The sequence below is a fragment of the Vibrio sp. 10N.261.52.C2 genome (assembly GCF_041471425.1).
In the GTDB taxonomy this organism is placed as follows: Bacteria; Pseudomonadota; Gammaproteobacteria; order Enterobacterales; family Vibrionaceae; genus Vibrio; species Vibrio crassostreae_C.
In genome coordinates this window covers 77659-88157 of record NZ_JBFROH010000016.1, presented here as the reverse complement: position 1 = coordinate 88157, position 10499 = coordinate 77659, and the positions used below count along the sequence as shown (strand labels likewise).

At 44.4% G+C, this 10499-nt stretch carries 10 protein-coding genes; 5 read left to right on the top strand and 5 right to left on the bottom strand.

Annotated features, from left to right (window positions below; genetic code table 11):
• Positions 1–71: 71 nt before the first annotated feature.
• Complete coding sequence (locus tag AB4307_RS06115) at positions 72–263, bottom strand: hypothetical protein (protein ID WP_046224581.1); 192 nt, start codon at positions 261–263, stop codon at positions 72–74.
• Between the two features lie 283 nt (positions 264–546).
• A complete protein-coding gene (gene argA, locus AB4307_RS06110) occupies positions 547–1884 on the bottom strand; it encodes an amino-acid N-acetyltransferase (RefSeq protein WP_017064194.1) in 1338 nt (445 codons plus the stop codon).
• A 161-nt stretch (positions 1885–2045) separates the two neighbouring features.
• Here argA and AB4307_RS06105 point away from each other — a divergent pair, with 161 nt between their 5' ends.
• From AB4307_RS06105 to csdE, 4 genes are all read left to right on the top strand, one after another.
• On the top strand, positions 2046–2519 hold the full coding sequence (locus AB4307_RS06105; protein WP_017064193.1) for a DUF2850 domain-containing protein: 474 nt from the start codon (positions 2046–2048) through the stop codon (positions 2517–2519).
• Between the two features lie 81 nt (positions 2520–2600).
• Positions 2601–3713: a murein transglycosylase A gene (mltA, locus tag AB4307_RS06100; RefSeq protein WP_372131423.1), complete on the top strand. Its 1113-nt coding sequence runs from the start codon at positions 2601–2603 to the stop codon at positions 3711–3713.
• A gap of 113 nt (positions 3714–3826) precedes the next feature.
• Positions 3827–4636: a tRNA cyclic N6-threonylcarbamoyladenosine(37) synthase TcdA gene (gene tcdA / locus AB4307_RS06095; protein ID WP_017059899.1), complete on the top strand. Its 810-nt coding sequence runs from the start codon at positions 3827–3829 to the stop codon at positions 4634–4636.
• Between the two features lie 37 nt (positions 4637–4673).
• Entirely contained in the window at positions 4674–5105 is a 432-nt protein-coding gene (gene csdE, locus AB4307_RS06090; protein WP_372131421.1) for a cysteine desulfurase sulfur acceptor subunit CsdE, read from the top strand.
• A 332-nt stretch (positions 5106–5437) separates the two neighbouring features.
• Here the strand turns inward: csdE and csdA are convergent, their stop codons facing one another.
• The 3 genes from csdA to AB4307_RS06075 form a co-directional block, all read right to left on the bottom strand.
• Entirely contained in the window at positions 5438–6649 is a 1212-nt protein-coding gene (gene csdA / locus AB4307_RS06085; protein ID WP_372131419.1) for a cysteine desulfurase CsdA, read from the bottom strand.
• 87 nt (positions 6650–6736) lie between these two features.
• The gene (gene panE, locus AB4307_RS06080; protein ID WP_372131418.1) at positions 6737–7630 is read right to left on the bottom strand and encodes a 2-dehydropantoate 2-reductase; all 894 of its coding nucleotides are present in this window, start codon (positions 7628–7630) and stop codon (positions 6737–6739) included.
• A 110-nt stretch (positions 7631–7740) separates the two neighbouring features.
• Complete coding sequence (locus AB4307_RS06075) at positions 7741–8565, bottom strand: nucleoside-specific channel-forming Tsx family protein (protein ID WP_372131416.1); 825 nt, start codon at positions 8563–8565, stop codon at positions 7741–7743.
• Between the two features lie 585 nt (positions 8566–9150).
• Here AB4307_RS06075 and AB4307_RS06070 point away from each other — a divergent pair.
• Complete coding sequence (locus tag AB4307_RS06070) at positions 9151–10497, top strand: DUF4397 domain-containing protein (protein ID WP_372131414.1); 1347 nt, start codon at positions 9151–9153, stop codon at positions 10495–10497.
• The last annotated feature ends 2 nt before the right edge of the window (positions 10498–10499 follow it).

Genomic DNA, 10499 nt, shown 5'->3' with positions numbered 1-10499 from the left:
CGGCTAGAGAAGGTTTTGAACTTAGGGCTAGACAAACACAAAGCAACCATCCTTGGTTGCTTTGAGCGTTATTAGGAATCAGAGCCTAAAAACGCTCGAGTAAACGATATGTGGTTTATCTTGTACTTTGCTTGGCAATTCAAAATAAACTCTTTTAGATTCTCGCTAACAGGGAACACGCAGTGTACGTCTAGCCCTTCTAAGAATTGGTTATCAGCCATATCCCAAAAACTTTGCAGCGAGTTACAAACAATGGTTCTCATATCAATATTGCTCTTTTTGCTGTTTATATTAACGAGCAGAGCTAATGTTAGCGTGCTGGCCGTCAACGGGTATAGCAATCCGTGCAGTGACCACCTCAATGAGTTCGACATGACTATCGAGATGGCAATTCCAATAAAAACATTTGTTAAGATTATTAAAGCGTCTAAATTCTATACAATTATACGTGTGAGTGAAAGTGCATAGTTAATAAATCTCATATAGAAAACGATTACATTTGCAATTATTTTTCCTTTGAAGTGAGATTTTAGTCCAAAACTTTATTTACACATTTAACGCTAAGATTTTTGAGTTACGTTGATAGTTGTACAGCCCCTGTTTTTCCATCGGTAGCTCATCAACTCCGATCTCGTAAAACCCTTGTTCACGGAACCAATGCAGGCTATGTGTGGTTAAAACGAAAATTTGGTCGATATCACGAGACTTCGATTGATGACGCATGTAGTCCAGTAATATTTGCCCGCGGTTGCCATCACGATAATCAGGATGAATAGCCACGCACGCCATCTCCGCCATATGATCTTCCGGGTATGCGTAAAGCGCTGCGCAACCGATAATCAGCCCGTCTTTTTCAATAATGGTAAATCGGTGGATTTCTTGCTCTAGCTGTTCTCGAGAGCGGCGCACTAAGATGCCTTGTTCTTCAAGAGGGCGAATAAGGTCAAAGATGCCGCCAATATCGTCGATCTGAGCTTGTCTTACTTGCTCGGCGCTCGCCATCACTACTTGGGTTCCAATACCATCGAAAGAGAACAACTCTTGGATTAATGCGCCATCTACCTTGTAGCTGATTAGATGACAACGAGGCACACCAGCTCGACAAGCGGAGATCGCTCCTTTCAAGAAGCGCAGTGTTCCTGTGCTCATGTCTTCGGCAGGATTTTGAGATTCCGTTAATCGTTCTAGAATTTGCTTGGCATCTTTAGGGAAGAGTTCGGCGAGCACGTTACCGCGTTCATCTGTTACCCCTTGTTCGGAGCAGAAGCCAATCAGCTTGTCGGCCTTTAGACGAATAGCAACTTGGGTAGCGACCTCTTCAGAAAGTAGGTTAAAGCTTTCGCCTGTCACGGAGCTGGCAATAGGGCCAAGCAGTACAATTGAACCTTGGTCAAGCGTGCGATTGATCCCTTCGATATCGATTCGACGAATACGCCCGCTGTGGCAATAATCCGTACCGTCATCCACGCCAAGCGGTTGAGCCGTAATGAAGTTACCACTCATAACATTGAGTTGAGTGCCTGCCATCGGCGTGTTGTTTAAGCTCATTGAGAGGCGTGCGGTGATGGCAAGTTGAAGCTGTCCAGCAGCCTGCATAGCGACGCCCAAAGAATATTCATCAGTGACCCTAATATTCTTGTGATAAGGCGTATGGCAATCTTGCTTGGCGAGCAATTGGTTGATCTGCGGTCTTGCCCCGTGAACGAGAACAATCTTTACTCCAAGGCTGTGGAGCAAGGCTATATCACTAATAATGTTACCAAAGTTCCTGTCGGCAACGGCTTCGCCTCCCAGCATAATGACCATGGTTTTGCCACGGTGAGCATTTACGTAAGGGGTTGATTGTCTGAAACCTTTTACTAGCGCTGTACTTCTTAATTTCACAGAACAAGTCCATTTTGTTTATTTATTCGATAATTTAGCATTTAAATTCAAATGTAAACAACACCTTTTTGGAATAAAGCGCAAACTATTCTTATCTAGGCTTCAATATATAAACTGTCTCAGTGTAGAATGCGCATAGCATCCTTATGAGTAGTCACCGAATGCAACAAGCTCCAGCAACAAAGAACAAAATCGATGAGATAACCAAAGGTCTCTACAGCGAAGCTGATCAGCGCAATCAATCTAAGTTGAAGCGTAAGATCATTGAACGCTGTTTAATGGTTCTAGCCTTAGTGGGTTCGTTTGCGGTGGTTTCTTTGTTCGGCGATGTGCTTTCCCGAGTGCAAAATGCGGCGACGCCCGACAATCTGATATACGGCACTTGGATAGAGCAAGATGTTGCACATTATGCGACCGATGAGTTTGTTCTGAATGCTAATGGTGTGTCAGTTCGTGGGTCTGTTGTTTCGACGAGCTTTGACTTTGATGGAAACTACTTTGAATACAAGGCGGGTGATAAAACCTATCGCTTCCGCATGACCAATTCTGACAATACAGAAATGGTGCTCGATTCTGACAGTCACTACAATCCCATTTTCCGCCTTAAGGGCCATATCGATAACTCCGTCCGATAGGTTATCTTCTTGTAAACTCTTACAATCTAAGATTGTGTTATCTGACTGTTTTTGTCATCCTCGATGCATAGAATTTTTAGGATGACTCTTGTGATTAAAAAATGGCTTCCCCTTGTCGCTGCCTCTTTGTTATTTGGCTGTGCTCAACCCACTGATCTTGCTCAGCAACACCTTGATGACGAATTTCCTCGCACCTTGAATAAGGTCGATCAGGTTGAATCCAATAAACCAAGAGACTACACCGCATTTGCAGAACAAGCTGAGATGGTGGTTTCTAAATCCCCTTCGATGGCTAAAATCTATGAGCCGCTTTATCAACAACTCAATGAGTGGGCGATGCTGAGTGGAGATCCAAGCGAGCTAGCGAATTTTGGCGTTCAAACCGCTCAACTAGGTGGTGGTGATAAACAAGGCAATGTTTTGTTCACGGGCTACTTTTCTCCTGTGATGGAGCTGCGCCACGAAGCGAATGAAGAATATCGTTACCCTGTTTACGGGCTTCCTGAGTGTGGCAAAGAGTGTCCAACACGCGAAGAGATTTACAACGGCGCATTAGAAGGTCAAGGCCTTGAGTTAGGTTATTCAGCAAACCGCATCGACCCATTTATGATGGAAGTGCAGGGCAGTGGATTTGTGCACTTCGGTGATGATGACACGCTGCAGTATTTCGCCTACGCGGGTAAGAATAATAAAGCTTATGTGAGCATTGGCCGTGTTCTGATTGAACGAGGCTTAGTTCCACGCGAAAAAATGTCGCTAAAAGCAATCAAAGAGTGGGTATTGGCAAACGATCCTGAAGTAGTGAAAGAGCTGCTTGAGCAAAACCCTTCTTTCGTTTTCTTTGAAGCGAGAGACGACCTATCGGTAATGGGCAGCGCGGGCATTCCTCTATTACCGATGGCGGCGGTAGCGGGCGATCGCTCTATCTTACCTATGGGAACACCGATTCTTGCTGAGGTTCCACTACTGAATGCTGATGGTACTTGGAGCGGCGCTCATCAACTAAGACTGCTATTGGTTTTGGATACGGGCGGCGCGGTTAAGCAAAACCATTTGGACCTTTACCACGGCATGGGCCCTCGAGCGGGTACAGAAGCGGGCCATTACAAGCACTTTGGTCGTGTATGGAAACTTGGCCTAGATGGCTCTGCAACCGAAACGCCTTGGGCTTTGCCTCCTGAGAAGGTTGAGTAAACGACGATAAAATAGAGCATTGAAAGCGAATCGCTAATCCCCTAGACTTTTAATTCAAGAGTGCGTATAAAACGCACTCTTTTCTTTTTCTCAGAAATAAATTGGCGGCAATAATGCGTGAATTGACCACACCAGCTTCAGAAAACTATGACCAACGATTTGGTGGCACTCGCCGTCTGTATGGCAATAGTGAAGTCGACATACTTAGAGCGGCACATGTGTGTGTGATCGGTATTGGTGGCGTCGGTTCATGGGCGGTTGAAGCGCTTGCACGTACTGGTTTAGGTGAGCTAACGTTGATCGATATGGATGACGTGTGCGTGACTAACATTAACCGTCAGATCCACGCTATGTCGGGTACGGTTGGCAAGAGCAAAATCGAAGTGATGGCTGAGCGCGTTAAGTTGATTAACCCTGAGTGTAAAGTGAACCTGATTGATGACTTTATTGGTCCAGACAATCAGGCTGAATACCTGTCGAAAGAGTTCGACTTTGTATTAGATGCGATTGATAGCATGAAAGCTAAGGCTTCACTGTTGGCATATTGTCGTAGCAACAAAATTAAGGTGATCACCACTGGTGGTGCGGGTGGTCAAATCGATCCGACTCAAATCAAAGTGGCTGATCTGACGAAGACGATTCAAGATCCGCTCGCGAAGAAGCTAAAAGATACCCTTCGTCGTCATCATAATTTCCCTAAGAATCCAGCACGTAAGTTTGGTATCGATTGTGTGTTCTCAACTGAACAGCTGAAATACCCTCAAGCTGACGGCAGTGTCTGTGCTGCGAAAGCGACAGCAGAAGGTCCAAAACGTATGGATTGTGCGACGGGTTTTGGTGCGGCAACGGTTGTAACGGCGACGTTTGGTTTTGTAGCTGTTTCGCGTATCGTTGAAAAGCTGATTCAAAAGCACGCTAAGTAACGTCTTTTACTCAATTAACAATCGACTGGATATTAAAATGACCACATTCCCAAGCTCTCCATTCGGCACTGAAATTACCAGTGATGATATCGTCGCGAAGATGCAGACATTCAGCGGCTGGGAAGACCGTTATCGCCAAGTGATTCAATGGGGTAAGAAACTGCCAACGATGCCTGATGAACTGAAAAGTGAGCAGGTGATTGTCTCTGGCTGTGAAAGCCAAGTGTGGTTGGTTTCTCAGAATATCGATGGTGTTTGGCACTTTTGTGCTGATTCTGATGCGCGTATCGTTCGCGGTCTGATTGCTTTGGTGATGGCTGCGTATGATGGAAAAACATCAGAGCAGGTTCAAGCGTTCGATATTGATGGCTACTTTGAACAAATCGGTTTAATTACCCACCTTAGCCCATCTCGCGGTAATGGATTAAAAGCGATCATTGAGCAAATCAAGAACCTCGCTAACTCGTAATTGTCTCCACACATTTTTATCGTAGTGCTTTAAAGAGATTCCAGATACTTCGTTCCTCAGTTCTGGAATGACGATTTCTAACTGTATTTCGTCATTCCCTAAAGCGACGAAGGAGCGTAATAGGGAATCTCGTTTGGATAGTTTACTATTAGAGATTCCAGATATTTCGTTCCTCAGTTCTGGAATGTCGAATTCTAACTGTGTTTCGTCATTCCCTAAAGCGACGAAGGAGCGTAATAGGGAATCTCGTTTGGATTATCTGCTATTAGACATTCCAGATACTTCGTTTCTCAGTTTTGGAATGATGACTTTTAACTGAATCTTGCCACTCCCTAAAGCATATCAACGGCTTTTTCTATCGCCGCTACGAGCTTTTCAACATCATCCATGTTGTTGTAAATACCAAATGAAATTCGAACCGTTCCTTTCACATTAAGTGCATCCATTAATGGGTGAGCACAATGATGTCCTGCACGTACCGCGATGCCCTGCTGATCCAGTAGGGTCGCTATATCTTGATGGTGAACACCATCCATCACAAAAGTAATCACACTTACGTTGGGTTGATATCCCAATATCTGAATATCATCCAGTTTACTGAGTGCACGGTAGGTTTCGTGCTGAAGCTGGTGGATATGATTTTCGACATCTTGCTGTGCAAAACCACGTAACCATTCTATTGCAGTGCTTAATGCTATCGCTCCGGCCACATTTGGCGTGCCCGCTTCAAATTTCCCTGGTAACTGTGAAAAAGTAGTGCCAGAAAAAGAGACGCGCTCAACCATTTTTCCACCACCGTGCCAAGGTGGCATCGCTTCGAGCAATTCAAGTTTGCCATAAAGTACACCTATACCCGCAGGGGCATAGAGCTTGTGCCCTGAGAATACGTAGAAATCCGCCCCTAAAGCAGCAACATCAACTGGCTCATGAACGATGCCTTGTGCGCCATCGACGACGACCACGGCATTCATCTTATGTGTTTTCTCGATAACTTGTTCAATAGGTTGGCGAGACCCAGTCACATTGGTTATCTGAGCCAATGCAACAATCTTGGTTCGTTCATTTAAAAGCGTATCAAACGCGACTAGGTCAAATTCGCAGTCAGATGTCATTGGGATTTTGATGATATTAGCACCGGTTTGTTCTGCCACAATTTGCCAAGGGACAATGTTGGCGTGGTGCTCCATTTCGCTCACCAGGATTTCATCGCCCGGTTGGAGGGTACTTCTAGCGTAAGTTTGAGCAATTAAATTGAGCGCCTCGGTGGCACCACGAGTCCAGATGATCTCTTTTGAAGAGCTTGCACCGATAAACTGAGCGACCTTATCTCTGGCTGCTTCAAACTGACTGGTCGCGTTCGCTGTTAAACTATGGCTACCGCGGTGAACATTGGCATTTTGCTTGGAGTAATACTGGCTAATGGCATCAATAACTACCTGAGGTTTTTGTGTCGTTGCCGCGCTGTCTAAGTAAATCAATGGTTGTTGATTGATGGTTTGTGATAGCGCAGGGAACTGCTCTCGGATGTGATTGATATCAAGCATCTATTCTTACCTAAAATCTTGGAAATTGGTGCCAGCGTTATGCTTAGCGGTATTGTTATTTTATCGCGACTTGTTGACCGTTGCTGACTAATCTTGATGATTCCAGCTATTTTCTTGCTCTTTGACCTGATCGAACAGTTTTTGGTTAACGGGAACTTCTATCTGATGCTTAAGCGCTGTTTTTATTAGGTGTCCAGTGATGAAGTCGATCTCTGTCTTACGTTGGTAAAACATATCCTGCTTCATGGATGAGTTGTTTTGAGCCGTAGCGTGGATAACCTTGTTGACACTTGCTTCTAATCCGTCGAATGAACAAGCTATCTCTTCGGCCTGCATAACTTGTGTGAGCTCTTCAACGATAGAACTTAAAATACCCTCAAACCTTTGGTCTGCAAGTTCACCATTCTTGATTTGTTCCAACCCAGTAAGTGGGTTGATAGCACAATTGATGGCGAGTTTAGTCCAGAGCGCGGTTTTTATTTGTGGGTTCCAACTAACAGCGGGGAGAGCATGATCCAACACATCAACTAAAAACGTGCACTGCTGACCCGTTTGGTTAAAAGCACCCAATTGAGTTTGGCCTATTCCTGTGTGAGATACACTATTACGATCAGGTTTGAATGCTGCTTGGGTCGTGGTTGTCAATACTATCGGGTGAGCATTAATTTGGGTGGCGATGTTGTCGACCGCTCCCATTCCGTTATGCATGAACATGAGAGTAGTGTCAGAGTCGAGATATTGAAGTAACGGAGTAGTGGCTTCTTCTACTTGCCAAGCCTTGACCGTGAAAATCACTAAGTCACTCGCTGATAGCTTTTCGATATTGTTGTTACTGAAGTGAAGTGAAGTTTGCTCATCAAGTGATAGGTCAATTGAGGTTTCAGGGGAGCGGCTCCACAAAGAGACATTATGACCAGCTTGAAGTAGTTTTATTGCCCATAAAGAGCCAATTGCTCCAGGTCCAACAATCGTGATGTTCACAGCAATACCAAGATAAGAAAGTGATGCTGCAAGGATAGCGAGGCATTAAATGAAAGCAATAAAAAATGGCACCCGAGGGTGCCATTTGGGAAACTTTCTTAGAAGTTCGATTAGAACTTGTAAGTTACTGCGAAGTAATGACCTACACCAGAAGAGTCAGCTTTCGTTGTGTTTCCTGGGTATAAAGTGCTTGGAACTTCACCATCAGCGAAACCATATACATCGTTGAATAATTTCAGACCGTAACCTACTGCAAAACGCTCTGAGTGCCAGTAGATACCGTTGTACATTGCTCCACCAGTTGAAGAACGACCAGCAACACCATCATCCATACCAAATTGGTAATCTAGGTAACCTTGGTAAGAGATGAATGAACCATTGTCAAAGAAGTAGAAAGGTTTGAACCAGTTAGTAGAAAGTTGGAAACCATTCCAATCTTTGTCGCTCATCTCGTAAACACCGTAAAGGTTTAGGCCCATTTTACCAAACCATGGAACCATTACGTCAGAGCCAAGACCCCATTTCTGTTGACCTTCACCAGAACCACCGTAGAAGATCATTTCAGATGCAACGTAAACTTCTTGAACAGGACCGAAAGAAAGGTCTTTACCAGTTAGACCGTCAATAGACATACGTGGAGCTACTTTTGCGAATAGCTTGTCTTGACCTGCTTTGTCACTACTTGTATCGCCAGTAGGGTTAAAGAAATCAACGTAACCGTATAGATCGAAGATACCAGAGCGACCACCAAACTCCATTTCAATGTAATCGTGGCTAGATGCTTCACCTGGACCACGCTCATCAACTGCGTACATGTAGTTAAACTGCATCCAGCTAAAGTCATTTTTGTGAGTATCGCCGTCAGAATAATCTGCTGCCATTACTGGAGCAGAAGTTGCTGCAAGTAGGCCAAGAGTTAAAAGTGATTTACGCATAATGGAACTCTCTATGTTTAAAATAAGTAACCCGCTAATCCGTGCGTGTTTGTGTGTCCGAATGCCGAGCATCATAGCGATTTTGTTCTCAAATAAAAGTGAGACAGAGTGAAAATTGCAATTATTAATTTGAAGTGGATCACACTAATGATCTAAATGATGGAACTTTAAGGTGGCAATGCATCTTGATGCACCTCTAATTCTATTGATTTTGTGAAATTAGATTATTTTGTAGATAAATTGGTGAATTGATGCTCTAAGCAAACGATTATACTAAATAGAGTGATATGCATATCAAAATCAACAGTATTCTTTTCTAAGCGTTTTCTCTTAAAAAATGACTCATTCAAACCACCTCTTAATCTCGTCTTTGATCTATTTTTGACCAACAGCGTAGTGGAGTTGGAATCAATTGATGGACAACTCATGTGATGACTGCCTAGGGATTTGAACCTAGCTACTTTTTGAATCACGGAGAATTAAAGACAGTTCACTGCACTAGATTTTGAAATACTTTTTAAAGATTAGTTATTGGACTAATCATTTGTGTGACGAACTGGTCTAACTTTTTTGGAGAGAAGACCGATGAAATATTCACCTATACTCGCTGTAGCGATATCAGCCCTTTTCATTGTTGGGTGTGATGATGACGATGAACCAACAACTCAACTACAAGCTGTACATGCATCGCCAGATGCGCCTTTAGCTAACGTTTTAGTCAATAGCCAGGCTCGTTGGAGCGGTGTCGATTATGCTCAGGCATCCGGATACGCCTCAGTAGATCAAGGACAGACAACTCTTCAAGTCGATGTTCAACTCCCAGGTGACGCTGTTGCTACTGTTATTTCTCCAAGCCAATTCGATTTGAGCGGTGAATTAGATTACACCGTGATGGTGGTCGGTGACGCTGACGGTTCTAATAACCCGGTTGAGGCTTTAGTTGTGACGCGACCTTCTGAGGGAACGGCAACGAGTTCAAGTTTAGATGTGCAAGTTGTTCACGCGGCAACAGGGGTTGGAGATGTGAACTTATACGTAACGGCGCCGAATGATCCATTGGGTGCTCCGCTTGGCACTCTCGGTTATAAAGACTTTACTGACGTACTCAATATTCCAGCAGGGCAATACCGAGTGAGATTAGAAACCGTGAGCGGCAATGCTATTGCTTTTGATTCTGGAGAGATAACTCTGTCTGGCGGTAGCGAGCTAACGATCGCGGCTGTGCCAAGAGCTGACTCCAATAGCACTTCCCCAGTAAAATTGATGGTAATGGACGGTTCGGGCTCATCTTTAATCTACGACATGGCAGAAACTGCAGAAGTAAGAGTCGGTCATCTCGTTGATGGCGCCCCAGATGTAGATGTTTTTGTCAACGGAGCTGCATTTTCACCTCTTGCTGATTTGATGTTTAAAGAGATCCGCGGTTTTATCGATTTAGCCGCAGGAAGTTATGACATTGACATCTTTGCTGATGGCACTACAACCAATGCACTGATTGATGCAGATGGAGTCGCGGTATTTGCTGGTATGGATTACAGCATCTATGCAGTAGGGACGGTAACTCCACTGAGTTTGGAACCATTGGTTATTCCTGAAAACCGTCGTCCGGTTGCGACCAGCGCGGTGCTAAACATTACCCACGCCGCTGCTAACCCAATAGCGGCTTCGGTGGATATTTACTTAACAGAAAACGCGGGGATCTCTGGTAGCACTCCAGCGCTAAGTGATGTGAAGTTCAAAGATTATGCGAATGGCATTTATGTTGCGGCGGGGTCTTACTTTGTGACGATTACTGTAGCGGGTCAGTCGTCAGTTGTGGCTATCGACTCTGCGCCCGCAACCTTAGCTGATGGTGTGGTGTATCAAGTCGTGGCGATTGATGATTCGATGGGTACGGGTTTTAACCTAATTGTCAGTGAAACAACAGACTAGAT

What these genes read in the sequence shown, in the direction of transcription:
- csdE (WP_372131421.1), top strand. Translation starts at nt 4,674, where the DNA reads ATGACCACATTCCCAAGCTCTCCATTCGGCACTGAAATTACCAGTGAT.
- mltA (WP_372131423.1), top strand. Translation starts at nt 2,601, where the DNA reads ATGACTCTTGTGATTAAAAAATGGCTTCCCCTTGTCGCTGCCTCTTTG.
- tcdA (WP_017059899.1), top strand. Translation starts at nt 3,827, where the DNA reads ATGCGTGAATTGACCACACCAGCTTCAGAAAACTATGACCAACGATTT.
- AB4307_RS06070 (WP_372131414.1), top strand. Translation starts at nt 9,151, where the DNA reads ATGAAATATTCACCTATACTCGCTGTAGCGATATCAGCCCTTTTCATT.
- csdA (WP_372131419.1), bottom strand. Translation starts at nt 6,649, where the DNA reads ATGCTTGATATCAATCACATCCGAGAGCAGTTCCCTGCGCTATCACAA.
- AB4307_RS06105 (WP_017064193.1), top strand. Translation starts at nt 2,046, where the DNA reads ATGCAACAAGCTCCAGCAACAAAGAACAAAATCGATGAGATAACCAAA.
- AB4307_RS06115 (WP_046224581.1), bottom strand. Translation starts at nt 263, where the DNA reads ATGAGAACCATTGTTTGTAACTCGCTGCAAAGTTTTTGGGATATGGCT.
- AB4307_RS06075 (WP_372131416.1), bottom strand. Translation starts at nt 8,565, where the DNA reads ATGCGTAAATCACTTTTAACTCTTGGCCTACTTGCAGCAACTTCTGCT.